Source organism: Psychroserpens damuponensis, assembly GCF_000826655.1.
GTDB classification, from domain to species: Bacteria; Bacteroidota; Bacteroidia; order Flavobacteriales; family Flavobacteriaceae; genus Psychroserpens; species Psychroserpens damuponensis.
Genome location: NZ_JXJO01000004.1, coordinates 70,221 through 92,433 on the forward strand (window position 1 = coordinate 70,221; position 22,213 = coordinate 92,433).

The 22,213-nt window shown below is 34.0% G+C and carries 33 protein-coding genes; 2 read left to right on the top strand and 31 right to left on the bottom strand.

The genetic code is table 11. The annotated features are described in order from the left end of the window. Positions 1–40 precede the first annotated feature (40 nt). The 31 genes from TD29_RS02625 to rpsL all read right to left on the bottom strand — a co-directional run bounded on the left by TD29_RS02625 (position 41) and on the right by rpsL (position 16,980). Positions 41–1,033: a DNA-directed RNA polymerase subunit alpha gene (locus TD29_RS02625; RefSeq protein ID WP_040278715.1), complete on the bottom strand. Its 993-nt coding sequence runs from the start codon at positions 1,031–1,033 to the stop codon at positions 41–43. Between the two features lie 92 nt (positions 1,034–1,125). Then, a complete protein-coding gene (rpsD, locus tag TD29_RS02630; RefSeq protein WP_040278717.1) occupies positions 1,126–1,731 on the bottom strand; it encodes a 30S ribosomal protein S4 in 606 nt (201 codons plus the stop codon). Positions 1,732–1,944: 213 nt separating this feature from the next. Beyond that, positions 1,945–2,328, bottom strand: a complete 384-nt coding sequence (rpsK, locus tag TD29_RS02635; protein ID WP_040278719.1) for a 30S ribosomal protein S11 — start codon at positions 2,326–2,328, stop codon at positions 1,945–1,947. A 99-nt stretch (positions 2,329–2,427) separates the two neighbouring features. Further along, positions 2,428–2,802 (bottom strand): 30S ribosomal protein S13, encoded by a 375-nt coding sequence (gene rpsM, locus TD29_RS02640; protein ID WP_040278720.1) that lies wholly within the window; start codon positions 2,800–2,802, stop codon positions 2,428–2,430. Between the two features lie 2 nt (positions 2,803–2,804). Continuing rightward, entirely contained in the window at positions 2,805–2,921 is a 117-nt protein-coding gene (ykgO, locus tag TD29_RS18150; protein ID WP_008269159.1) for a type B 50S ribosomal protein L36, read from the bottom strand. Between the two features lie 56 nt (positions 2,922–2,977). Further along, a complete protein-coding gene (gene infA, locus TD29_RS02645) occupies positions 2,978–3,193 on the bottom strand; it encodes a translation initiation factor IF-1 (protein WP_026753784.1) in 216 nt (71 codons plus the stop codon). Positions 3,194–3,278: 85 nt separating this feature from the next. Further along, complete coding sequence (gene secY, locus TD29_RS02650; RefSeq protein WP_040278722.1) at positions 3,279–4,634, bottom strand: preprotein translocase subunit SecY; 1,356 nt, start codon at positions 4,632–4,634, stop codon at positions 3,279–3,281. A 13-nt stretch (positions 4,635–4,647) separates the two neighbouring features. Next, on the bottom strand, positions 4,648–5,100 hold the full coding sequence (gene rplO, locus TD29_RS02655; protein WP_040278724.1) for a 50S ribosomal protein L15: 453 nt from the start codon (positions 5,098–5,100) through the stop codon (positions 4,648–4,650). Positions 5,101–5,109: 9 nt separating this feature from the next. Next, complete coding sequence (gene rpmD / locus TD29_RS02660; RefSeq protein WP_040278726.1) at positions 5,110–5,292, bottom strand: 50S ribosomal protein L30; 183 nt, start codon at positions 5,290–5,292, stop codon at positions 5,110–5,112. A gap of 11 nt (positions 5,293–5,303) precedes the next feature. Next, positions 5,304–5,828 carry a 30S ribosomal protein S5 gene (rpsE, locus tag TD29_RS02665; protein ID WP_040278727.1) on the bottom strand — a complete coding sequence of 175 codons (525 nt, stop codon included), beginning with the start codon at positions 5,826–5,828 and terminating at the stop codon, positions 5,304–5,306. A 6-nt stretch (positions 5,829–5,834) separates the two neighbouring features. Beyond that, positions 5,835–6,191 carry a 50S ribosomal protein L18 gene (rplR, locus tag TD29_RS02670; RefSeq protein ID WP_040278729.1) on the bottom strand — a complete coding sequence of 119 codons (357 nt, stop codon included), beginning with the start codon at positions 6,189–6,191 and terminating at the stop codon, positions 5,835–5,837. A 10-nt stretch (positions 6,192–6,201) separates the two neighbouring features. Further along, complete coding sequence (gene rplF, locus TD29_RS02675; protein ID WP_040278730.1) at positions 6,202–6,744, bottom strand: 50S ribosomal protein L6; 543 nt, start codon at positions 6,742–6,744, stop codon at positions 6,202–6,204. A gap of 18 nt (positions 6,745–6,762) precedes the next feature. Further along, positions 6,763–7,161, bottom strand: coding sequence for a 30S ribosomal protein S8 (rpsH, locus tag TD29_RS02680; RefSeq protein ID WP_040278731.1), 399 nt, complete (start codon positions 7,159–7,161; stop codon positions 6,763–6,765). A 99-nt stretch (positions 7,162–7,260) separates the two neighbouring features. After that, complete coding sequence (gene rpsN, locus TD29_RS02685; protein ID WP_040278732.1) at positions 7,261–7,530, bottom strand: 30S ribosomal protein S14; 270 nt, start codon at positions 7,528–7,530, stop codon at positions 7,261–7,263. Positions 7,531–7,533: 3 nt separating this feature from the next. Continuing rightward, positions 7,534–8,085 carry a 50S ribosomal protein L5 gene (gene rplE, locus TD29_RS02690; protein ID WP_040278733.1) on the bottom strand — a complete coding sequence of 184 codons (552 nt, stop codon included), beginning with the start codon at positions 8,083–8,085 and terminating at the stop codon, positions 7,534–7,536. 2 nt (positions 8,086–8,087) lie between these two features. Continuing rightward, entirely contained in the window at positions 8,088–8,399 is a 312-nt protein-coding gene (gene rplX, locus TD29_RS02695; RefSeq protein WP_040278965.1) for a 50S ribosomal protein L24, read from the bottom strand. A gap of 11 nt (positions 8,400–8,410) precedes the next feature. Next, positions 8,411–8,779, bottom strand: a complete 369-nt coding sequence (rplN, locus tag TD29_RS02700; protein WP_028871112.1) for a 50S ribosomal protein L14 — start codon at positions 8,777–8,779, stop codon at positions 8,411–8,413. Positions 8,780–8,781: 2 nt separating this feature from the next. After that, on the bottom strand, positions 8,782–9,039 hold the full coding sequence (gene rpsQ, locus TD29_RS02705; protein ID WP_040278735.1) for a 30S ribosomal protein S17: 258 nt from the start codon (positions 9,037–9,039) through the stop codon (positions 8,782–8,784). An 18-nt stretch (positions 9,040–9,057) separates the two neighbouring features. Next, positions 9,058–9,249, bottom strand: coding sequence for a 50S ribosomal protein L29 (rpmC, locus tag TD29_RS02710; protein ID WP_040278737.1), 192 nt, complete (start codon positions 9,247–9,249; stop codon positions 9,058–9,060). A 13-nt stretch (positions 9,250–9,262) separates the two neighbouring features. Further along, positions 9,263–9,682, bottom strand: coding sequence for a 50S ribosomal protein L16 (gene rplP / locus TD29_RS02715; protein ID WP_040278738.1), 420 nt, complete (start codon positions 9,680–9,682; stop codon positions 9,263–9,265). Between the two features lie 19 nt (positions 9,683–9,701). After that, complete coding sequence (gene rpsC, locus TD29_RS02720) at positions 9,702–10,421, bottom strand: 30S ribosomal protein S3 (protein WP_040278739.1); 720 nt, start codon at positions 10,419–10,421, stop codon at positions 9,702–9,704. An 8-nt stretch (positions 10,422–10,429) separates the two neighbouring features. After that, the gene (gene rplV / locus TD29_RS02725) at positions 10,430–10,837 is read right to left on the bottom strand and encodes a 50S ribosomal protein L22 (RefSeq protein ID WP_040278741.1); all 408 of its coding nucleotides are present in this window, start codon (positions 10,835–10,837) and stop codon (positions 10,430–10,432) included. A gap of 5 nt (positions 10,838–10,842) precedes the next feature. Further along, the gene (gene rpsS, locus TD29_RS02730) at positions 10,843–11,121 is read right to left on the bottom strand and encodes a 30S ribosomal protein S19 (RefSeq protein ID WP_040278742.1); all 279 of its coding nucleotides are present in this window, start codon (positions 11,119–11,121) and stop codon (positions 10,843–10,845) included. Positions 11,122–11,131: 10 nt separating this feature from the next. After that, positions 11,132–11,959, bottom strand: coding sequence for a 50S ribosomal protein L2 (gene rplB / locus TD29_RS02735; protein WP_040278744.1), 828 nt, complete (start codon positions 11,957–11,959; stop codon positions 11,132–11,134). Between the two features lie 10 nt (positions 11,960–11,969). After that, positions 11,970–12,260 carry a 50S ribosomal protein L23 gene (gene rplW / locus TD29_RS02740; protein ID WP_040278745.1) on the bottom strand — a complete coding sequence of 97 codons (291 nt, stop codon included), beginning with the start codon at positions 12,258–12,260 and terminating at the stop codon, positions 11,970–11,972. Positions 12,261–12,267: 7 nt separating this feature from the next. After that, positions 12,268–12,897 carry a 50S ribosomal protein L4 gene (gene rplD, locus TD29_RS02745; protein ID WP_040278746.1) on the bottom strand — a complete coding sequence of 210 codons (630 nt, stop codon included), beginning with the start codon at positions 12,895–12,897 and terminating at the stop codon, positions 12,268–12,270. After that, positions 12,897–13,514 (bottom strand): 50S ribosomal protein L3, encoded by a 618-nt coding sequence (gene rplC / locus TD29_RS02750; protein WP_040278747.1) that lies wholly within the window; start codon positions 13,512–13,514, stop codon positions 12,897–12,899. Before rplC ends, rplD begins: the two co-directional genes overlap by 1 nt. Positions 13,515–13,656: 142 nt before the next feature. After that, the gene (gene rpsJ, locus TD29_RS02755; RefSeq protein ID WP_007650482.1) at positions 13,657–13,962 is read right to left on the bottom strand and encodes a 30S ribosomal protein S10; all 306 of its coding nucleotides are present in this window, start codon (positions 13,960–13,962) and stop codon (positions 13,657–13,659) included. Positions 13,963–13,973: 11 nt separating this feature from the next. Continuing rightward, positions 13,974–16,100 carry an elongation factor G gene (fusA, locus tag TD29_RS02760; RefSeq protein WP_040278749.1) on the bottom strand — a complete coding sequence of 709 codons (2,127 nt, stop codon included), beginning with the start codon at positions 16,098–16,100 and terminating at the stop codon, positions 13,974–13,976. Positions 16,101–16,106: 6 nt separating this feature from the next. Next, positions 16,107–16,583: a 30S ribosomal protein S7 gene (gene rpsG / locus TD29_RS02765; protein WP_028871100.1), complete on the bottom strand. Its 477-nt coding sequence runs from the start codon at positions 16,581–16,583 to the stop codon at positions 16,107–16,109. Positions 16,584–16,605: 22 nt separating this feature from the next. Further along, a complete protein-coding gene (gene rpsL, locus TD29_RS02770) occupies positions 16,606–16,980 on the bottom strand; it encodes a 30S ribosomal protein S12 (protein WP_010181934.1) in 375 nt (124 codons plus the stop codon). Positions 16,981–17,295: 315 nt separating this feature from the next. Here rpsL and TD29_RS02775 point away from each other — a divergent pair, with 315 nt between their 5' ends. Both TD29_RS02775 and TD29_RS02780 read left to right on the top strand, forming a co-directional pair. Next, complete coding sequence (locus TD29_RS02775; protein ID WP_241485198.1) at positions 17,296–18,984, top strand: outer membrane protein assembly factor; 1,689 nt, start codon at positions 17,296–17,298, stop codon at positions 18,982–18,984. A 118-nt stretch (positions 18,985–19,102) separates the two neighbouring features. Beyond that, positions 19,103–22,213 carry a SusC/RagA family TonB-linked outer membrane protein gene (locus TD29_RS02780; protein WP_040278751.1) on the top strand — a complete coding sequence of 1,037 codons (3,111 nt, stop codon included), beginning with the start codon at positions 19,103–19,105 and terminating at the stop codon, positions 22,211–22,213.

The following is a 22,213-nucleotide window of genomic DNA, read 5'->3' on the forward strand; positions in this document are numbered from 1 at the left end:
CAAACTCGTAAATCGAGGAGCAAAATATGATTGTTAAAAATTAATCTTTGTCTAATTTATATTTTGCTAAGTCCATTCCGAAATTAAGACCTTTAACATTTACTAGTTCTTCTAGCTCTGTTAAAGATTTCTTACCAAAGTTACGGAACTTCATTAAGTCATTCTTATTGAAAGATACTAAGTCTCCTAAAGTATCTACTTCTGCAGCTTTTAAACAGTTTAATGCACGTACAGAGAGATCCATATCAACTAACTTAGTTTTCAATAGTTGTCTCATGTGAAGAGATTCTTCATCATAAGTTTCTGTTTGAGCAATTTCATCGGCTTCTAATGTGATACGCTCATCAGAGAATAACATGAAGTGGTGAATTAATATTTTTGCTGCTTCTGTTAAAGCATCTTTTGGTGCTATAGAACCATCTGTTTGAATTTCAAAAACTAATTTTTCGTAATCGGTTTTTTGCTCAACACGAAAGTTTTCTATGCTATACTTAACATTTGTAATAGGCGTATAAATTGAATCTGTGAAGATTGTTCCAATTGGTGCAGAAGCTTTTTTGTTTTCTTCAGCAGGAACATATCCTCTACCTTTTTCAATAGTGATTTCCATATTAATATTAACTTTAGGATCTAAGTTACAAATCACTAAGTCTTTATTTAATACTTGAAATCCTGAGATAAATTTTTGAAAATCACCTGCAGTAATTTGATTTTGTCCAGAGATTGAAATTGAAACAGATTCGTTATCAACTTCATCAATTTGACGCTTAAAGTTAACTTGCTTTAAGTTCAAAATCATTTCTGTAACATCTTCAACTACACCTGTAATTGTAGAAAATTCGTGATCTACACCTTCTATTCTAATAGAAGTAATTGCAAACCCTTCTAAAGAAGATAATAAAACTCTTCTAAGTGCGTTACCTACTGTTAATCCGTATCCTGGTTCTAATGGTCTAAACTCGAATTTCCCTTCGAATTCAGTAGAATCAATCATGATTACTTTGTCAGGCTTTTGAAAATTTAATATTGCCATAATGTTCTTCGTTTTAATTGTTATTTAGTTGCGCGATTTAAAAGTATGAAGAAGACTAATAAATCCTTTGGCTAAATACCAATGGTTAATTATTATTTAGAGTACAATTCAACGATGTATTGTTCGTTGATGTTTTCTGGTATTTGAATTCTTTCTGGAATAGACACGTAAGTTCCTTGCTTGGTATCATTATTCCAAGTAATCCATTCATATACATTGCTAGAATTAGCTAATGACGATTGGATTGCTTCTAATGATTTAGACTTTTCTCTTACAGCTACAACATCACCTGCTTTTAATTGGTAAGAAGGAATGTTTACGATTTCACCATTTACAGTGATATGTCTGTGAGACACTAATTGTCTTGCTCCACTTCTAGAAGGAGATAATCCCATTCTAAATGCTACATTATCTAAACGAGATTCACAAAGTTGTAATAAAACTTGACCTGTGATTCCTTGAGCAGCTGTTGCTTTTTTGAACATGTTTCTGAATTGCTTTTCTAAGATACCATAAGTATACTTTGCTTTTTGCTTTTCCATTAATTGGATTGCATATTCAGATTTTTTTCCACGACGCTTTGCGTTACCGTGTTGACCTGGAGGATAATTTCTTTTTTCGAAATTTTTATCATCTCCAAAAATAGCTTCACCGAATTTTCGGGCTATTTTAGTTTTAGGACCAGTATATCTTGCCATTTTAAAATTTGTTATGAGAGTGTTAATGAATTAAGGTCTTAATCTTATCCTTCGAATAACGTTGATCTCTCGTTGATACTTGTTTATTATTTTTCAGTTTGCAAATTTAAACAAAATAAACTAATATCATGCATAAATACATTAATATTAGTTTATTTGTTAAGTTGAGATTGCATAATAACATATTATGCAGTATCTGGATGTGAACTCAGATTAAACTCTTCTTCTTTTAGGAGGACGACAACCGTTATGTGGTAATGGAGTAACATCGATAATTTCTGTTACTTCAATTCCAGCATTATGAAGAGATCTTATTGCAGATTCTCTACCGTTACCAGGTCCTTTTACGTATACTTTCACTTTTTTCAAACCAGCTTCTTTTGCTACTCCTGCACAATCTTCTGCAGCTAATTGAGCAGCGTATGGTGTGTTCTTTTTAGAACCTCTAAATCCCATTTTACCAGCTGATGACCATGAAATAACGTCACCTTTTTTATTTGTTAAAGAAATAAGGATGTTGTTAAAAGAGGCAGCGATATGCGCTTCTCCTACAGCATCAACTATAACTTTACGTTTTTTAGTACTTGACTTTGCCATATTATTTTAGTTTTTAGTATTAGTTTATAGTCGCTAGAATCCTAAACCGTTAAATTTCAAACAGATTCTTTCCAACGTCTAAAGACTAAAGACTATTTATTATTTAGTTGCTTTTTTCTTGTTAGCAACAGTTTTTCTTCTACCTTTTCTAGTTCTAGAGTTGTTTTTAGTTCTTTGACCTCTTAATGGAAGTCCAGCTCTATGACGAATACCTCTGTAACATCCAATATCCATTAATCGCTTAATGTTCAATTGTGTTTCAGAACGTAATTCACCTTCAATAGTAAAAGTACCGACAGCGTCACGGATTGCTCCAATTTGCTCATCTGTCCAATCTTGTACCTTGATGCTTTCGTCTACTTTAGCCGCTGCTAAAATTTCTACTGCTCTACTTCTACCTACTCCGTAGATATAAGTTAAAGAGATTACTCCTCTTTTCTGTTTTGGTATGTCTACACCTGCAATTCTTGCCATAATTACCCTTGTCTTTGTTTGAATCTAGGATTCTTTTTGTTAATGACGTAAAGTCTACCTTTTCTGCGGACTAATTTACAGTCAGCACTTCTTTTTTTAACTGATGCTCTTACTTTCATCTTTGATTATTAATTATTTACTGAAGTAAAATAAACCAATAGGTTTCATCTTACAATTAGTATCTATAAGTTATTCGAGCCTTAGTTAAATCATAAGGACTCATTTCTAATTTCACCTTATCTCCAGGTAATAATTTAATATAATGCATTCGCATTTTACCTGAGATATGTGCTGTCACAATGTGACCATTTTCTAGTTCAACACGAAACATCGCATTTGATAATGCTTCAATGATTGATCCGTCTTGTTCTATTGCTGCTTGTTTTGCCATATTAAATATATTAGTGTTTAACCTTAAGGTTAGCAAATACCTTGCCTAAATTTCCTGTGGATAAACCTCTAAATTTGTATTACATTTAAGCTACTGCTTTTCTGTTTTTACCAGTCTTCATCAAACCATCATAATGTTTATTCAACAAGTATGAATTAATTTGCTGCATCGTGTCTATTGCAACTCCAACCATAATTAGTAGCGATGTGCCACCAAAGAATAATGCCCAACCACCTTGAACACCCATAATTTGAACTATGATAGCTGGGAACACAGCAATAAGAGCCAAAAATATGGAACCTGGTAATGTAATTTGAGACATTATTTTATCTAAATACTCTGATGTTTCTGTACCTGGTCTAATACCTGGAATGAAACCACCACTTCTTTTTAAATCATCTGCCATTTTGTTAGTTGGAACAGTAATCGCAGTATAGAAATATGTAAACACAATAATTAGAAATGCGAATAATACGTTATACCATAATCCAAAAGGATCATTAAACTGAGACTGCATCCATTGACCAACTTCACTTGACGATCCCATTGATTTTCCAATTAAACTAGGCACAAACATAATTGCTTGAGCGAAGATAATTGGCATTACACCTGATGCATTAAGTTTTAAAGGTAAAAACTGTCTGTTTCCTCCAAATACATTTTTCTCATATCCACCTGAAGCAGTACGTCTAGCATATTGAACTGCTATTTTACGAACAGCCATAACTAACATAATACATGCTAATATAATCACAAACCAAACTACAAGTTCAATTAAGATCATCATTAACCCACCGTTTCCACCACCATCTAAACGAGATGCTGCATTTTGGATAAAAGATGAAGGTAATGTCGCAATAATACCAACCATAATTAATAATGAAATTCCATTACCAATCCCTTTATCTGTTATTTTCTCTCCTAACCACATTGCGAAGATACAACCTGTAACTAAAATGATCACAGAGGAAATATAAAATTGAGGACCTGTTCCTAACAAAAATGCCGAAGAAGGAATCCCAAAGGCTGGCTGTAAACTAGCCAAATAACCTGGTGCTTGAAATAAACAAATGATGATAGTCAACCAACGTGTGATTTGAGTAATTTTCTTTTGTCCACTTGCTCCTTCTTTTTGTAATTTTTGTAAATATGGAATTGCAATTCCCATTAATTGAACTACAATAGAAGCCGAAATGTAAGGCATTATACCAAGTGCAAAAACAGAAGCATTTGCAAAAGCTCCTCCAGTAAACATATTAAGAATTCCTAATATACCACCATCAGTACCAGTTGCTAAACCTCCTAGTTGATTTGCATCAATACCTGGTAACACAACCTGAGCACCAAAACGGTACACTAAAAGTAAACCAATCGTTAGAATGATCCTGTCTTTTAGCTCGGTTATCTTCCAAACATTTTTTAAAGTATCTATTATTTTCATATTAAAAGTGTTCTTATAAAGTTACAGCTTCTCCACCTGCAGCTTCAATTGCAGCCTTTGCCGTCGCCGTAAATTTATGAGCAGTTACTGTTAATTTTGATTTTAATTCACCACGACCAAGAATTTTAACTACTTCATTCTTTCCGGCCAAACCTAATTCAACTAGAGTTTGGAAATCAACTGCATCTTTAATTTTCTTGTCATCTACTAAACCTTGAAGCGTATCTAAGTTTACACCTTGATATGCCACACGATTAATATTTGTGAATCCAAATTTAGGAACTCGTCTTTGAAGAGGCATTTGACCACCTTCAAATCCTAATTTCTTAGAATAACCAGAACGAGATTTTGCTCCTTTGTGACCACGAGTTGCCGTACCACCTTTTCCAGAACCTTGTCCTCTACCTATTCGTTTACCTTGATTCTTTGTAGAACCTTCTGCTGGTTTTAAATTACTTAAGTTCATTGTATCTTATTATTTTGTTTCTTCAACAGAAACTAAATGTGAAACTTTACTTACCATTCCAAGTATACTTGGAGACGCATCGTGCAATTTGGTTTGACCAATTTTGTTTAAACCAAGAGACTCTAAGATTCTCTTTTGGTTTTGCGTACGATTTATTGCGCTTTTTACTTTTGTTACTTTAATCTTTGCCATCGTCCTATTGATTAACCGTTAAATACTTTATCAAGAGAAATACCTCTTTCCTTTGCAATTGTTCTTGCATCTCTTAATTGTAATAAGGCATCAAAAGTTGCTTTTACTACATTATGAGGGTTAGAAGATCCTTGAGATTTAGATAATACATCATGAATACCAACTGCTTCTAAAACTGTTCTCACAGCTCCACCAGCAATTACACCTGTACCAGGAGCAGCAGGAATAATATTTACTCTTGCTCCACCAAACTTACCTTTTTGTTCGTGAGGTAAAGTTCCTTTTATAATAGGAATTCTTACTAAGTTCTTCTTAGCATCTTCAACAGCTTTGGCTATTGCAGTTGCAACATCTTTAGATTTTCCTAAACCGTGACCAACAACTCCAGCTTCATCACCAACCACTACGATCGCTGAAAAACCAAAAGCTCTACCACCTTTTGTTACTTTAGTAACTCTTTGAACACCAACTAAACGATCTTTAAGATCTATTCCACTTGGTTTTACTAGTTCTGCGTTTTTATATTTTTGATACATAGTGTCTTAAAATTTAAGTCCGCCTTCTCTTGCGCCTTCAGCTAATGATTTTACTCTTCCGTGATATTGGTATCCACCTCTATCAAAAGATATAGTGTTTATACCAGCCTTAATTGCTTTTTCAGCTACAGCTTTACCAACTAGGGTTGCTTTTTCTGATTTAGTTCCTTTTGCCGAAACTACATCCTTATCTCTAGAAGATGCTGCAGCTAAAGTTTTACCTGTTACATCATCTACAACTTGAGCATAGATTTCTTTATTACTTCTAAAAACAGCTAATCTAGGTCTTGCTTCTGTACCAGAAACAACCTTACGGATTCTGCTTTTTATTCTTAGTCTTTTTTCGTTCTTTGTTAATGCCATAACTAATTTTTTAAGCTGATTTACCTGCTTTTCTTCTTAATTCTTCACCAACAAACTTAACACCTTTACCTTTATAAGGCTCTGGTGGTCTAAATCCGCGAATCTTCGCAGCGACTTGTCCAACTAATTGTTTATCGTGAGATGTTAATTTTATTATTGGGTTTTTACCTTTTTCTGAGATAGTCTCAATTTTCACTTCTGGAGCAATATCTAAAACGATATTGTGAGAGAAACCTAAAGCCAAATCTAATTTTTGACCTTGGTTAGATGCTCTATAACCTACACCAACAAGTTCTAATTCTTTAGTCCATCCTTTAGATACACCTTCTATCATGTTGTTTAATAAAGATCTGTACAAACCATGTTTAGATTTTTGATCTTTATTGTCTGCTGATCTTGTTACAAGTACGTTTCCGTCTTCAACTTTAATTTCAACAGTATCATATGATTGTGTTAATTCACCTAATTTACCTTTTACTGTAACTGAGCTATCTTTAACATCAACTGTAACACCTTCTACTATTGCTACTGGATTATTTCCTATTCTTGACATGTTCTTTCTGCTTTATTATTAGTAAACGTAACACAATACTTCACCGCCTACATTATCTCTATGCGCTTGCTTCCCTGTAATTACACCTTTTGATGTAGAAACAATTGCAATCCCTAATCCGTTAAGGATTCTTGGCATTTCATTTGCTCCAGCATACTGACGTAAACCTGGTGTACTGATTCTTTGAATTTTTCTGATAACTGACTCTTTAGTTTCTTTATTGTACTTCAAAGCAATTTTAATTGTTCCTTGTACACTAGAGTCATCAAATTTATAACTTAAAATATATCCTTGATCGAATAATATTTTAGTCATTTCCTTTTTAAGGTTTGATGCAGGGATTTCAACAACTCTATGGTTGGCTTTCACTGCATTTCTGATTCTTGTTAAGTAATCAGCAATTGGATCTGTATTCATTGATATTAATTTGCGGTAATGGTTTTCGATATTCCAATTTCAGAATCGAACCTAAAACCAATTTATAATTATTTTTAAATCGTTATAAAACGATTTTATTTACCAAGATGCTTTTCTAACACCAGGTATTAACCCTTGGTTTGCCATTTCACGAAACGTAACACGTGAAATACCAAAAGTTCTCATGTAGCCTTTAGGTCTTCCTGTTAACTTACAACGGTTATGTTGACGTATAGGAGAAGCATTTTTTGGTAACTTTTGTAACGCTTCGTAATCGCCAGCTTCTTTTAAAGCTTTACGTTTCTCAGCATATTTTGCTACTGTTTTTGCTCTTTTTACCTCACGGGCTTTCATTGATTCTTTAGCCATATCTTAGTTCTTTTGAAAAGGTAATCCCATTTCAGTTAATAACGATTTTGCTTCTTTATCTGTATTAGCAGATGTTACAAAAGTAATATCCATACCAGAGATTTTATTGATTTTATCAATATTTATTTCTGGGAAGATAATTTGTTCAACAACACCTAAGTTATAATTCCCTCTACCATCAAAACCTTTAGCTTTGATACCGTTGAAATCTCTAACACGAGGTAACGCAGACGTTACTAAACGATCTAAAAACTCATACATTTGCTCTCCTCTTAACGTAACTCTTACACCAATTGGCATACCCTTACGTAATTTGAAGGTTGCAACATCCTTTTTAGATAATGTAGCAACAGCTTTTTGACCAGATATCATTGTTAATTCATCAATTGCATGATCAATTAATTTTTTATCAGCAACTGCAGCTCCAACTCCTTTAGATATTACTATCTTAGTAAGTTTAGGAACTTGCATTACGTTTTTATATCCGAATTCTTCTGTAAGAGCAGAAACTACTTTGTCCTTGTACTCTTGTTTTAATCTTGGAATATAAGTCATAACTATATTACTTCATTTGATTTTGTTGAAAATCTTACTTTCTTATCACCTTCCATTTTATAACCTACTCTTGTTGTTTCACCTTTTGATGTTAACAATGATAAATTAGAAATATGCATTGGTGCTTCTTTTTCTACAATTCCACCTTGAGGGTTTTGAGCACTTGGTTTAGTATGTTTCTTAACCATGTTCACGCCTTCTACTATGGCTTTGTTTTTATCTTTTAATACTTTAAGTACATTACCTTCGGTACCTTTATGGTCTCCAGCTATTACTTTAACGGTATCTCCTGATTTAATTTTAAACTTTGTCATCTTATTAGTCATTAAAGCACTTCTGGTGCTAATGATACAATTTTCATGAATTGTCTATCACGAAGTTCTCTAGCTACTGGTCCAAATACACGTGTTCCTCTCATTTCACCCGTTGGGTTTAAAAGCACACAGGCATTATCATCAAATCTAATATAAGATCCATCTGGACGTCTCACTTCTTTTTTAGTACGAACAACTACTGCTGTTGACACTGCTCCTTTTTTAATGTTTCCATTAGGAGTAGCATCTTTTACTGAGACAACAATTTTATCTCCAATAGATGCGTATCTTCTTTTTGTACCACCTAGAACACGGATCGTTAAAACTTCCTTTGCTCCAGTGTTATCAGCTACTTTTAATCTTGATTCTTGTTGTACCATAATTACTTCGCTCTTTCAATTATTTCTACTAATCTCCAACATTTAGATTTACTTAAAGGTCTTGTTTCCATGATCTTTACTGTATCTCCAATATTGCAATCGTTTGTTTCGTCATGAGCAACATATTTCTTTGTTTTCAAAACGAACTTTCCGTACATAGGGTGTTTTACTTTTTTAACTTCAGCAACCACAATTGATTTCTGCATTTTGTTACTAGTAACAATTCCTATACGTTCTTTTCTTAAATGTCTTTTTTCCATCTTTCAGCCAGAATACAATTATTGTATTTCTCTTTTAGTTAATTCTGTTGCAATTCGTGCTACTGAACGTCTAACGTTTCGTAACTGAATTGGATTATCTAATGGAGAGATTGCATGAGCCATTTTAAGGTCTGCATAACTCTTTTTAGTTTCACCAAGTTTCTCTTGTAACTCAGCTACTGATAATTCTTTAATTTCTGATTGTTTCATAATATCAAATAAATTAAGCTTCGTAATCTCGAGCCATTAAAAACTTTGTTTTCACAGGTAACTTTTGTGCAGCTAATCTTAAGGCTTCTTTTGCAATTTCCATTGGTACTCCACCAATTTCAAATATAATTCTTCCTGGTTTAACTACAGCTACCCAATATTCTACAGCACCTTTACCTTTACCCATACGTACTTCTAATGGCTTTTTAGTAATTGGCTTGTCCGGAAAAACTTTGATCCATAATTGGCCTTCTCTCTTCATGTAACGAGTTGCGGCAATACGCGCAGCCTCAATTTGACGAGAAGTCAAAAAATTAGCATCCATTGATTTTATACCAAACATACCATTGGAAAGTGTGTAACCTCTTCCGGTATTTCCTTTCATACGTCCTTTTTGGACTTTACGAAATTTTGTTCTTTTCGGTTGTAACATTTTTACTTTTCTTTAAAAATTACTTTCTACGACGAGATTTGTTATCACGACCGCGTCCTCCTGATTTACCACCTTGTTTCTTAGACAAGCCAACTAATGGAGAAAGTTCTCTTTTTCCGTATACTTCACCTTTCATAATCCACACTTTAACACCTAACCTACCGTAAGTAGTATGTGCCTCAACTAAAGCGTAATCTATGTCAGCTCTAAAAGTAGACAAAGGAATACGTCCTTCTTTATAATGTTCGCTACGTGCCATTTCAGCTCCATTTAAACGACCACTAATTTGAATTTTAATTCCTTCTGCATTCATTCGAATTGCTGCTGCAATTGCCATCTTAATCGCACGTCTGTAAGAAATACGATTTTCAATTTGGCGAGCAACACTTGATCCTACCAAGAATGCATCAAGTTCAGGTCTCTTAATTTCAAAGATATTCAACTGAACTTCTTTTCCAGTAATTTTCTTAAGCTCTTCTTTTAACTTGTCTACCTCTTGTCCACCTTTTCCAATAATAATACCAGGTCTAGCAGTAGTGATAGTAACGGTTACAAGTTTAAGCGTACGCTCAATAATAACTCTAGATACACTAGCTTTTGATAAACGAGCATGAATATACTTTCTGATTTTATCGTCTTCAGCAAGTTTATCACCATAATCATTTCCACCATACCAGTTAGATTCCCATCCTCTGATAATTCCTAAACGATTTCCGATTGGATTTGTCTTTTGTCCCATATCTCTATTTAAGCTTGTGTGTTATTTTTAGCTCCAATCACAACAGTTACGTGATTCGATCTTTTTCTAATTCTGTGTGCACGACCTTGAGGTGCTGGGCGCAATCTTTTTAACATAGATCCTCCATCAACTCTAATCTCTTGAACAAATAAATCTGCCTCTTCCATATCAGCATCTTCATTTTTAGCTTGCCAGTTAGCAATTGCTGATAACAACAATTTCTCTAAACGTCTTGACGCCTCTTTAGAGCTAAATCTCAAGATTTGTAATGCTTTCTCAGCTTCTTTACCTCTTACCAAGTCTGCAACTAAACGCATTTTTCTTGGTGAAGTAGGACAGTTATTTAGTTTTGCAAATGCAACTTTCTTTCTGTCTTCCTTAATAGCATCTGCCATTTGTTTTTTACGACTTCCCATAGCTACTATTTTTTACCTTTATTTTTTGCACCTGCATGACCTCTAAAAGATCTTGTTGGTGAAAATTCTCCTAATTTGTGACCTACCATATTCTCAGTTACGTAAACTGGTACAAATTGACGTCCGTTATGAACTGCAATAGTTTGTCCAACAAAATCTGGAGAAATCATAGAGGCTCTAGACCACGTTTTGATTACTGTCTTTTTGTTAGATGCGATATTAGCATCAACTTTTTTACTCAATTTATAATGGATGTAAGGTCCTTTTTTTAATGAACGTGCCATATTATCTCAATTATTTCTTTCTACGTTCTACAATATATTTATTACTCGCTTTAGTTTTAGAACGTGTTCTAAATCCTTTAGCAGGAATACCATTTCTAGATCTTGGGTGTCCTCCTGAAGATTTACCTTCACCACCACCCATTGGGTGATCAACTGGATTCATTACCACTGGTCTTACTCTTGGCCTTCTACCTAACCATCTTGTTCTACCTGCTTTACCAGATACTGTTAATTGATGGTCAGAGTTAGAAACTACTCCAATTGTAGCTAAACAATCAGAAAGAATCATTCTAGTTTCTCCCGATGGTAATTTTACTGTAGCAAACTTACCATCTCTAGCCATTAATTGAGCAAATGCTCCTGCACTTCTTGCCATTACCGCTCCTTGACCAGGACGTAATTCAATACAAGAAATAATTGTACCTAAAGGTATTTCACTTAACGGCATCGCATTTCCAATTTCTGGCGCTACTCCTTCTCTTCCAGAAACTACATTTTGCCCAACTTGTAAACCATTTTGTGCTATAATGTAACGCTTTTCACCATCTTGATAATTCAATAATGCTATAAACGCAGTTCTGTTTGGATCGTATTGAATAGAAGCAACTTCACCAGGAACTCCAGCTTTGTCTCTTTTAAAATCGATAATACGATACTTTCTTTTATGACCTCCACCAATTTGGCGCATCGTCATTTTTCCTCGATTGTTTCTACCACCAGATCTTTTGTTCGGAACGAGTAAACTCTTTTCCGGCTTATCAGTAGTTATGGCATCGAATCCATTTACTACTCTAAATCGCTGAGCTGATGTGATTGGTTTTAATTTTCTTACTGACATTCTTGTCTAATTACATGTTAGTGTATAAATCAATTACTTCACCTTCCGCCAGTTGTACAATTGCTTTTTTAACAGCATTTGTTTTACCATGTTGAATACCAGTTTTTGTAAACTTAGTACTACGATCTGGACGGACATTAATAGTACGAACTTTTTCTACAGAGACACCATAAGCAGCTTCAACTGCTTTTTTGATTTCTACCTTGTTCGCCTTGGTGTTCACTTGAAATGTAAAGCAGTTATTCAACTCACTATTGGTTGTCGCTTTTTCAGTGATAATAGGTTTAATTAAGATACTCATTTGTCTTCTATTTACTTAAATTCGATTCAATTCCTTCTAAAGAACTCTCTAAAAGAATTATTTTATTTGCATTCAAAATTTTATAAGTGCTTAATTCTGAGCTTGTTACAACTTCAGAGTCTTTAAAATTTCGTGATGACAAATATACATTATTATTTGACGCACCCAACACAAACAACGATTTTTTGTTTTGAATATCAAGTGCTTTCAATATAGCTGTAAAGTTTTTCGTTTTTGGAGCATCAAAATTAAAGTCCTCCATTATAACGATTTCCTTATCATTAACCTTCATTGTTAGCGCTGATTTACGTGCTAAACGTTTCAGGTTTTTGTTCAGTTTAATGCTGTAATTTCTTGGTCTTGGTCCGAACATACGTCCACCACCTCTAAATACACCAGATTTAATACTACCTGCTCTTGCAGTACCTGTACCTTTCTGTTTTTTAATCTTACGTGTACTTCCAGAAATTTCAGCTCTCTCTTTAGCCTTATGCGTTCCTTGACGTTGATTAGCAAGATATTGCTTTACATCTAAGTAAATTGCATGATTATTAGGCTCTATAGCGAACACATCCTTAGAAAGGTCTACCTTTCTACCTGTGTCTTTTCCGTTTATATCTAAAACTGCTACTTTCATTACTTCTGAATAATTACATAAGAGTTTTTGTGTCCTGGAACACATCCTTTAACTACAAGTAAGTTCTTTTCAGCAACCACTTTGTAGACTCTTAAATTTTCAACATTCACTCTTTCGCCGCCCATACGACCAGCCATTTTCATACCTTTAAATACTCTTGCAGGATATGAAGCCGCACCAATAGAACCAGGAGCTCTTAAACGGTTGTGTTGACCATGCGTTGCTTGACCAACTCCACCAAATCCATGACGTTTTACAACACCTTGAAAACCTTTTCCTTTAGAAGTTCCTGCAATATCAACAAACTCACCTTCTATAAAGTGCTCTACTGTTATTGCATCTCCTAATTTGTAATCTCCTTCAAATCCTTGAAATTCCGCGACTTTTCTTTTAACAGAAGTACCAGCTTTCTTGGCATGACCAATTTCAGCTTTAGTAGCACTTTTCTCTGTCTTGTCATCGAAACCAAGTTGAAGGGCACTGTACCCGTCTACCTCTTCGGTTCTGACTTGGGTAACGATACATGGTCCAGCTTCGATAACTGTACAAGGAATATTCTTCCCGTTTTCATCGAAAATGCTGGTCATACCGATCTTTTTTCCTATTAACCCAGACATAATTATTAATTTATTTATTATTACTATTTATTAAAATTAAAGGCCGAAAATACATTCGACCTTGAATTGTATTTTTACCGTTTTTCCTTTGCTCGCAGCTCAGGACATGTACTTTGCTAACTTAAATCTAGCAATAGATGACTTACACCTTAATCTCTACTTCAACTCCACTTGGTAATTCAAGTTTCATTAAAGCATCAATTGTTTTAGAAGATGAAGAGTAAATATCAAGTAATCGCTTATAAGAGCTTAATTGAAATTGTTCTCTAGACTTCTTGTTTACGTGTGGTGAACGTAATACAGTGAAAATCTTTTTGTGCGTTGGTAATGGAATTGGTCCAGTTACAACAGCACCAGTACTTTTTACTGTTTTTACAATCTTATCAGCAGACTTATCCACTAAGTTGTGATCGTAAGATTTTAATTTTATTCTGATTTTTTGACTCATTTTATTAAGATTTACGATTCAACTCCTTTAGCAGCCGCAATTACTTCCTCAGATATATTCTTAGGTGTTTCTGCATAGTGTGAAAATTCCATTGTAGATGTTGCACGACCTGAAGATAATGTTCTTAATGTGGTAACATAACCAAACATTTCAGATAATGGCACAGTAGCTTTCACAGTTTTTGCTCCAGCTCTATCTCCCATATCACTAACTTGACCTCTTCTTCTATTTAAATCTCCAACTATATCTCCCATATTTTCTTCAGGAGTAATAACTTCAAGCTTCATAATTGGCTCCATAATTACGGCTTTAGCTGCTTTAGCAACATTTTTAAACCCTAATTTGGCAGCTAATTCAAAAGATAGTTGATCTGAATCGACATCATGATAAGAACCATCTTTTAAAGTAATTTTCATAGCATCCACTTCGAAACCTGCTAATGGTCCATTTACCATTGCCATTTTAAATCCTTTTTCAATTGAAGGTATAAATTCCTTAGGAACGTTACCACCTTTAATTACAGATTCAAATTGAAGTCCTACTTGTCCTTCTTCTGCTGGTTCAATCGTAAACACGATATCTGCGAATTTACCACGACCACCAGATTGTTTTTTATAAACCTCTCTGTGATCTGCAGAAGCTGTAATTGCTTCTTTATACTCTACTTGAGGTTGACCTTGATTAACTTCAACTTTAAATTCTCTCTTTAAACGATCTACAATTACATCTAAGTGTAATTCTCCCATTCCAGAAATAATTGTTTGTCCTGAAGCTTCATCTGAACGTACTGTAAACGTTGGATCTTCTTCTGCTAATTTAGCTAATCCGATACCTAATTTATCTACATCAGCTTTAGTCTTAGGCTCAACCGCAATACCAATTACTGGATCTGGGAAGTCCATAGACTCTAAAATGATAGGATGTTCTTGATCTGAAAGCGTATCTCCTGTTTTTATAGATTTAAATCCAACAGCAGCTCCAATATCTCCAGCTTCAATAAAATCAATTGCGTTTTGCTTATTAGCATGCATTTGATAAATTCTAGAAATACGTTCTTTCTTACCTGAACGATTATTCAAAACATAAGATCCTGCGTCTAAACGACCAGAATATGCTCTAAAGAAAGCTAAACGCCCTACAAAAGGATCTGTAGCAATCTTAAATGCTAATGCTGCGAAAGGCTCCTTTACATCAGGCTTACGTAATTCTTCTTTTTCTGTATCTGGATTCATTCCTGTAATACCTTCTTTATCTGTAGGAGAAGGCAAATAACGACATACAGCATCTAATAAAAACTGTACACCTTTATTTTTAAAGGCAGAACCACAAATCATAGGAATAATTGCCATATCCATTACAGCAGCTCTCAGTGCAGCATGCACTTCGTCTTCAGTAATAGAATCTTCATCTTCCATAAATTTTTCTAAAAGATTCTCATCATAACTTGCTACTTCTTCAATTAAAAGTGCACGATATTTACGAGCTTCTTCTTTCATATCCTCAGGAATATCGATCACATCGAACGTTGCTCCTTGAGTTGCATCATGCCATACAATAGCACGGTTTTTTACTAAATCAATTACACCTTTAAAATCTTCTTCATCACCAATATTTAAAACGATTGGCACAGCGTTAGATTTCAACATGTCTTTTACTTGTTGACAAACACCTAAAAAGTCAGATCCTTGACGGTCCATTTTATTAACAAAACCTATTCTTGGTACTTTATAGTTATCTGCAAGTCTCCAGTTAGTTTCAGATTGTGGCTCAACACCATCTACTGCACTAAATAAGAATACTAACCCATCAAGCACACGTAAAGATCTATTTACCTCTACTGTAAAATCAACGTGACCTGGAGTATCAATAATATTAAAATGATAATCTTTAGTTGTAGGAGTTGGCTCAGCATTTTCCAATGGAAACTTCCAAGTACAAGTTGTAGCAGCAGATGTAATTGTAATACCTCTTTCCTGCTCTTGCTCCATCCAGTCCATTGTTGCAGCACCATCATGTACTTCTCCAATTTTATGAGAAACACCTGTATAATAAAGAACACGTTCTGTAGTTGTAGTTTTTCCTGCATCAATATGAGCAGCAATTCCTATATTTCTTGTATATTTTAAATCTCTTGCCATATCTAATTAAAATCTAAAGTGAGAGAATGCCTTATTAGCTTCTGCCATCTTGTGAGTATCAACTCTCTTTTTAACAGCCGCTCCTTCTTCTTTAGCCGCTGCTAAAACTTCTGCAGCTAATTTTTGAGGCATAGATTTTTCATTTCTTTTTCTTGAGTAACTAATCAACCATTTCATAGCTGTAGATACTTTACGATCTGGACGAATTTGCATTGGAATTTGAAACGTTGCTCCACCTACTCTACGACTACGCACTTCTACGTGAGGCATAACATTAGATAATGCATCTTTCCAGATTTCTAAAGCTGTTTTTTCTTCGTCAGTTTTCTTTGCTTCTACAATATCAATTGCATCATAGAATACTTTAAAAGCGACAGACTTCTTACCATCCCACATCATCATATTAACGAAACGAGTTACTAACTGGTCGTTAAATTTTGGATCTGGTAAAAGCGGTCTCTTTTTTGCTGCTCTTTTTCTCATGTCTTCTTCTTAAAGTTTTAAATTACTTCTTAGGGCGTTTTGCACCATACTTAGATCTACGTTGCGTTCTACCTGCAACACCTGCTGTGTCTAAGGCACCACGAACGATGTGATATCTAACTCCTGGTAAATCTTTTACCCTTCCACCTCTAACCAATACTATCGAGTGCTCTTGCAGATTATGTCCTTCTCCACCGATGTATGCATTAACCTCTTTTCCGTTTGTTAAACGAACCCTTGCTACCTTACGCATTGCTGAGTTTGGTTTTTTAGGTGTCGTTGTATAAACACGAGTACACACACCACGTCTTTGTGGACACGAATCTAAAGCAGCCGATTTACTCTTCTTGGTTATTTTGGCTCTTCCTTTTCGTACTAATTGTGAAATTGTTGGCATATATTTCTATATAATTTTTATTAAATCCTCTCTTTAGAGGGCTGCAAAGGTAGAAATAATTATTAACTATTCAAACACCAGCTAGTTAATTTTAGAAAGTTTTTTAATCTACACTAAGAACACTGTATTTTAAATCATAAATTACCCACAATAAAACGCTGCTTTTTACTATATAATATTAGAGATATAAATTTTATTAAATCTTGTAATATGATTTACCAATAAACCATAAACTAACATTTTCTTTGTAGCAAATTCTTCATTTATATAGTAATGCTAAAAATTTTGCGTTAGATTTGAACAATAGAATCTTTGATGCCAAAAATAAAACATCTTTTTACTACACTCCTATTTTTAACATGTTTTACATATTGCATTGGTCAAAACTTAAACCTGACCTGCATTGGGTCTTCAGAACATGAAACAACACTTATAGATTCTTTGGGCTACAAAAAAACATTTCAGGATTTCAAATCTTTAGAAACCGAAGTTGCCAATCTAAGAAATAAACTAATCACAATAGGCTACTTAGAAACCGATCAACTAAGGCTAACAAAGAAGACGGATTCTTCGTACCAGGCACATTTCAGTATAAAAAATAAATACAAGTCGATCAGAATTTCTCATAATGAACTAGTGAGCATGCCTATCTTGAAATTGACAGGGTTTTTAGATAATTCAAATACTCTACTTATTCCTATTGAAAAGATTGAAGAGACATTGAATTTCATAAATACTCAAATGGCTAATGAAGGCAACCCATTTAGCTCCTTAATTATAACGAATATCCAAAAAATTGATAATTTAAACTTAAAGGGATCTTTATCTGTGTCTAAATTAAATGCTAGAACTCTTGATAAATTTATATTAAAGGGTTACGAAAAATTCCCAAAATCTTACATTAAGCGTTATTTAAAAATAAAAAACGGACAAACTTTTAGCTTAGATCATATTAAAAAGAAAACCAAATTATTAAACAATTTACCTTTTGCAAACCAAATTAGAGAACCAGAAGTTTTATTCTCTCAAGACTCTACCATACTATATATGTATCTAGAAAAATCTAGAAGCAACACTTTTGACGGCTTTTTGGGTTTTGGCACAAATGAAACCACTAATAAGATTGAGTTTGATGGCTATTTAGATTTAAATTTGACTAATAATTTAAATTACGGTGAATCATTAAAACTATTATATAAGAGTGATGAAAACGAACAACAAACTTTTGACTTAAAATTACAAACACCATATATATTTAACTCTCCAATAGGTGTTGATTTAAATTTGAATATTTTTAAAAGAGATTCATCTTTTGTAACGGTAACACAAGCGGCTAAGTTAAATTACCAAATTAATAGTAATCATATTATTTCAGCCGGAATTTCCTCAGTACAATCTACAGACCTTCTAGATACACCTTCTCCATTAATTACAGATTATAATTCAAATCAATATGTCATAAATTACACATTTACAAACCGACAAAACTTCGACCCTCTGTTTCCAATAAATCTTTTATTTGATATCTCCACTGGTTTTGGCAATAGGACTTATGAGAACATGGATGAAAAACAATCTAGCTTTTATATTAATACATTTAAAATATTTAACCTTAATGATAAAAATAGTATCTACGGAAGGGTTAGCTCTAACTACCTAGTCTCTAACACTTATTTAGAAAACGAACTACCTCGATTTGGTGGCATAAATTCTATTAGAGGGTTTGAAGAAAATAGTTTGATCGCAAATTTATATGCTGCTTTAAATACCGAATATAGATATAAACTGAATAACTCTATTTACGTTCACTCAGTTATTGATGCTGCTTATTTTGAAAACCAATTAGCTAATCAAAAAGAAAAGCTATTTGGTTTCGGATTTGGGTTTGGTTTAATTACCAAAGCTGGTTTATTTAGATTCAATTACACGAGTGGAAAAACCGAAAATCAAAAATTCAAATTATCTGATTCTAAAATTCACCTAAGCTTAACAACAACATTTTAATTATTAAGGCTACAAAAATGAATTATTCGTTAATTTAACAAAAAACATAAGGGTTTTATTGTTTTTTTAACTTTTTATTAAGAAATTTGAGAGTGAACCACCAAAATCTTTCTCAAATATGAAAAAAACCCTTAATAAAGGGCTAACACTATTTTTATTGTTAGCTGTGCAACTCACGCTTGCGCAAGAAAAAACAATTACTGGTACTGTATCAGATCAGACCCCTTTACCGTTACCTGGCGTCAATATTTTAGTTAAAGGCACCACAACAGGTACGCAAACTGATTTTGATGGCATCTATATTATTAAAGCAAATGTAGGAGACATTTTAGTATTTTCTTACATTGGCTTAAAAACTCAAGAAGTCAAAGTAGGTGAATCAAACACGCTTGATATTACCATGCTTGAAGATGCAGATGCTTTAGACGAAGTCATTGTAACAGCTGTTGGAATTAAAAGAAAACCTGATGAGATCACTACTGCTTATGAAAATCTTAAAGCTGAAGAAATCACATCTGCCAACAACCCAGATGCTGTTCAATCTTTAGCGGGTAAAGTTTCTGGCCTACAAATTAACACAACCAATACTGGAGTAAATCCCTCTACGTCTATTAGATTGAGAGGAACACGATCGTTATCAGGCTCAAACTCTGCCCTAATTGTTATTGATAATGTTATTTCTTCGGCAACAATACTATCAGATTTGGATCCCGAAATCATAGAATCAATCAACATCATAAAAGGACCAAATGGAGCCGCTCTCTATGGGTCTCGCGGAGGAAATGGAGTTATCATTGTCACTACAAAAAAGGGCACCAAAAATAAAGGAAAGCTTAATATTTCCTACTCGTCTACGCTTACTTTAGAGAAGATTGGATTTTTACCTCAACTCCAAGACAGATATGGCAAAGGATATTGGGGAGAAATTGATGCTTTTGACCAAGGGTCTTGGGGACCAGAATATGATGGTTCAATACAGCCAATAGGTATACCATATCCTACAGTAAATGATTATACATATAGCACCTATGAATTCAAAAAGGATAATATGAAAGACTTTTTTAATACAGGTACCACTATACAAAATACGGTAACACTTTCAGGAGGTGATAGTGAAGGCTTTTATTCTCTAACAGCCAATAGAAGAAACACTGATGGCATAATACCTGACGACACTTATAAAAAAGACTTCTTTGCATTAAGCGCAGGTAAAACATTTGGTAAATTTTCAATCTCAGGTAATGCACGTTTTACAAGTGAGGATCAAAATGTGTCGAGTACTATATTTGATAATAATGGAAATGTACGTTTAAGTGGTGTTTATACCGAATTGGCTCAATTACCAAGTGATATAAACGTAACAGATTTTAATTCGGGAAGTAATAGCGATCACTGGACAGCTTTTGGAAATAGCCCATATTGGGTTAAAGACAATCAACGATCAATTTCAGAAAATACAAGATCAGATTTATCAGCAGAACTATCCTACCAATTTAATGACAATATTAGTGCAGTGCTGAGAAGCAACGTCGTTACCAATAGCGGAAAGAGCTTTTCATATGCAAACGAGTATGTATCCGAATACACAGTTACAGGTGATAGCAGAGACATCCAGTCATCATTAAGTGTCACGAGTAATAGCAGCAGAACACTATACACAGATCTAATCGCAAATTTTAATTATCGATTAACTGAAGACATCGAACTAAAATCCTTAATAGGTTTTAATAGTACAGAAAGTAGAGGGTTTTCATTAACAACAGCTGGAGATCTTTTAACACTTCCTGGATTATACACTGTTGAAAACATCTCAAGTGGTGTTTCCGTTTCAGACTATAGCTCTTTAAGTAGGCAACAAGGTGTTTTTGCTAATATAGATTTAAGTTATAAAGATTATTTATTTTTAAACTTAACTGGACGCCAAGAATGGGATTCTAGATTACAATCTGCAGGTAGAAAAATTGGTGATATAGGGTTTTTCTATTATTCAGTTGGAGCATCATTTATACCAACAAAAGCATTTCCAAATATAAAATCAGACTTTCTACATAAAATAAAAATCTCCGGTGGTTATGTAAAGACGGCAAACATTTCAGCTCTAGATTCACATGATCTTTTTGATACAGGATTTAGACCTTCTGCATTTCCATATTCTGGTGGAGTTAACTCATTTATTATTCCGTCATCTACATTTGACAACGCCATCGAGCCCGAATTTATTAACACCTTAGAAGCTAATTTAAATTTAGAGTTACTAAAACGTAATGGTATACCTAGAATTACACTAGATGGAAGTTACTCTTTTTACACCAATGACAATCAAATACTGAGTGCATCGGTATCATCAGCAACAAGTGTATTTAGTGCAGGTATTAATGTAGGTGAAACCCAAACAAATGCATATGAGATTGACCTAGGCTTAACACCTATTAAAACAGATAATTTAAGATGGAACCTTAATTTTGGTTATGCAGCACAAGAAACTATTGCAACAAAAATCACTGATGATGCAGATATACTTGGTAGCGGTTCTCCAGGAATATATGCAATCCAAGGTCAAGAATTTCCTTTAATAAGAGGTAGTGCTTATGAACGAGACGACGAAGGTAGAGTTGTTTTAAATCCTGATGGCTCACCAAGAACAGCCTCTGGATTAAAAGTATTAGGTAAAACAACACCAGACTATATTTTAAATTTCGGAACAGATATAACTTACAAAGGATTTAGATTAAGTGCTGTCGCTGATTTTAGAACAGGCCACGTTTTCTATTCTGGCATATATAATAATTTATCAGGACAAGGTCGTAGTTTTATTACTGCGGAAAATGGAAGGGGACACTTTATTTTTCCTAACTCCACAGTTCTTGGCTCTGGAGAAACAAACACAACCGTACTTACTGGTCCATCATATGGAGGGCCAACGGCATATGCACAATATCAATCATTTATTCAAAGTGGAGATTTCACAGGTGTAGATGAAAATTTTGTTCTTGATGCAACTGCATTAAAACTAAGAGAAGTTGCTCTAAGTTATACGCTACCAAGTAACGTTTTAGAAAATACTTTTATTCAAGGTTTATCTATTGGAGTTAGCGGAAGAAATTTACTTGTTATACTACCAAAAGAAAACAGAGGATACAATGATCCTGAGATAGGATCAGGAATTGGTGGTTACGGTCAAACACCTCCTACCAAATTTTACTCAATGAACGTCAAACTTAACTTTTAA

Bases quoted from the DNA above. Each gene is read 5' to 3' on its own strand.
- TD29_RS02625 (WP_040278715.1), bottom strand. From the start codon at position 1,033: ATGGCAATATTAAATTTTCAAAAGCCTGACAAAGTAATCATGATTGAT.
- rpsD (WP_040278717.1), bottom strand. From the start codon at position 1,731: ATGGCAAGATATACTGGTCCTAAAACTAAAATAGCCCGAAAATTCGGT.
- rpsK (WP_040278719.1), bottom strand. From the start codon at position 2,328: ATGGCAAAGTCAAGTACTAAAAAACGTAAAGTTATAGTTGATGCTGTA.
- rpsM (WP_040278720.1), bottom strand. From the start codon at position 2,802: ATGGCAAGAATTGCAGGTGTAGACATACCAAAACAGAAAAGAGGAGTA.
- ykgO (WP_008269159.1), bottom strand. From the start codon at position 2,921: ATGAAAGTAAGAGCATCAGTTAAAAAAAGAAGTGCTGACTGTAAATTA.
- infA (WP_026753784.1), bottom strand. From the start codon at position 3,193: ATGGCAAAACAAGCAGCAATAGAACAAGACGGATCAATCATTGAAGCA.
- secY (WP_040278722.1), bottom strand. From the start codon at position 4,634: ATGAAAATAATAGATACTTTAAAAAATGTTTGGAAGATAACCGAGCTA.
- rplO (WP_040278724.1), bottom strand. From the start codon at position 5,100: ATGAACTTAAGTAATTTAAAACCAGCAGAAGGTTCTACAAAGAATCAA.
- rpmD (WP_040278726.1), bottom strand. From the start codon at position 5,292: ATGGCAAAGATTAAAGTAACAAAAGTAAAAAGCGCAATAAATCGTACG.
- rpsE (WP_040278727.1), bottom strand. From the start codon at position 5,828: ATGTATCAAAAATATAAAAACGCAGAACTAGTAAAACCAAGTGGAATA.
- rplR (WP_040278729.1), bottom strand. From the start codon at position 6,191: ATGGCATTAACAAAGAACGAAAAAAGACTAAGAATAAAAAGCAGAATC.
- rplF (WP_040278730.1), bottom strand. From the start codon at position 6,744: ATGTCAAGAATAGGAAATAATCCAGTAGCAATAGTAGAAGGTGTTACA.
- rpsH (WP_040278731.1), bottom strand. From the start codon at position 7,161: ATGAATACAGATCCAATTGCTGATTACTTAACAAGAATCAGAAATGCA.
- rpsN (WP_040278732.1), bottom strand. From the start codon at position 7,530: ATGGCTAAAGAATCAATGAAAGCCCGTGAGGTAAAAAGAGCAAAAACA.
- rplE (WP_040278733.1), bottom strand. From the start codon at position 8,085: ATGACTTATATTCCAAGATTAAAACAAGAGTACAAGGACAAAGTAGTT.
- rplX (WP_040278965.1), bottom strand. From the start codon at position 8,399: ATGACAAAGTTTAAAATTAAATCAGGAGATACCGTTAAAGTAATAGCT.
- rplN (WP_028871112.1), bottom strand. From the start codon at position 8,779: ATGGTACAACAAGAATCAAGATTAAAAGTAGCTGATAACACTGGAGCA.
- rpsQ (WP_040278735.1), bottom strand. From the start codon at position 9,039: ATGGAAAAAAGACATTTAAGAAAAGAACGTATAGGAATTGTTACTAGT.
- rpmC (WP_040278737.1), bottom strand. From the start codon at position 9,249: ATGAAACAATCAGAAATTAAAGAATTATCAGTAGCTGAGTTACAAGAG.
- rplP (WP_040278738.1), bottom strand. From the start codon at position 9,682: ATGTTACAACCGAAAAGAACAAAATTTCGTAAAGTCCAAAAAGGACGT.
- rpsC (WP_040278739.1), bottom strand. From the start codon at position 10,421: ATGGGACAAAAGACAAATCCAATCGGAAATCGTTTAGGAATTATCAGA.
- rplV (WP_040278741.1), bottom strand. From the start codon at position 10,837: ATGGGAAGTCGTAAAAAACAAATGGCAGATGCTATTAAGGAAGACAGA.
- rpsS (WP_040278742.1), bottom strand. From the start codon at position 11,121: ATGGCACGTTCATTAAAAAAAGGACCTTACATCCATTATAAATTGAGT.
- rplB (WP_040278744.1), bottom strand. From the start codon at position 11,959: ATGTCAGTAAGAAAATTAAAACCAATCACATCAGCTCAGCGATTTAGA.
- rplW (WP_040278745.1), bottom strand. From the start codon at position 12,260: ATGAGTATCTTAATTAAACCTATTATCACTGAAAAAGCGACAACCAAT.
- rplD (WP_040278746.1), bottom strand. From the start codon at position 12,897: ATGAAAGTAGCAGTTTTAGATATAAACGGAAAAGACACAGGTAGAAAG.
- rplC (WP_040278747.1), bottom strand. From the start codon at position 13,514: ATGTCTGGGTTAATAGGAAAAAAGATCGGTATGACCAGCATTTTCGAT.
- rpsJ (WP_007650482.1), bottom strand. From the start codon at position 13,962: ATGAGTCAAAAAATCAGAATAAAATTAAAATCTTACGATCACAACTTA.
- fusA (WP_040278749.1), bottom strand. From the start codon at position 16,100: ATGGCAAGAGATTTAAAATATACAAGAAATATAGGAATTGCTGCTCAT.
- rpsG (WP_028871100.1), bottom strand. From the start codon at position 16,583: ATGAGAAAAAGAGCAGCAAAAAAGAGACCGCTTTTACCAGATCCAAAA.
- rpsL (WP_010181934.1), bottom strand. From the start codon at position 16,980: ATGCCAACAATTTCACAATTAGTACGAAAAGGAAGAGCCAAAATAACC.
- TD29_RS02775 (WP_241485198.1), top strand. From the start codon at position 17,296: ATGCCAAAAATAAAACATCTTTTTACTACACTCCTATTTTTAACATGT.
- TD29_RS02780 (WP_040278751.1), top strand. From the start codon at position 19,103: ATGAAAAAAACCCTTAATAAAGGGCTAACACTATTTTTATTGTTAGCT.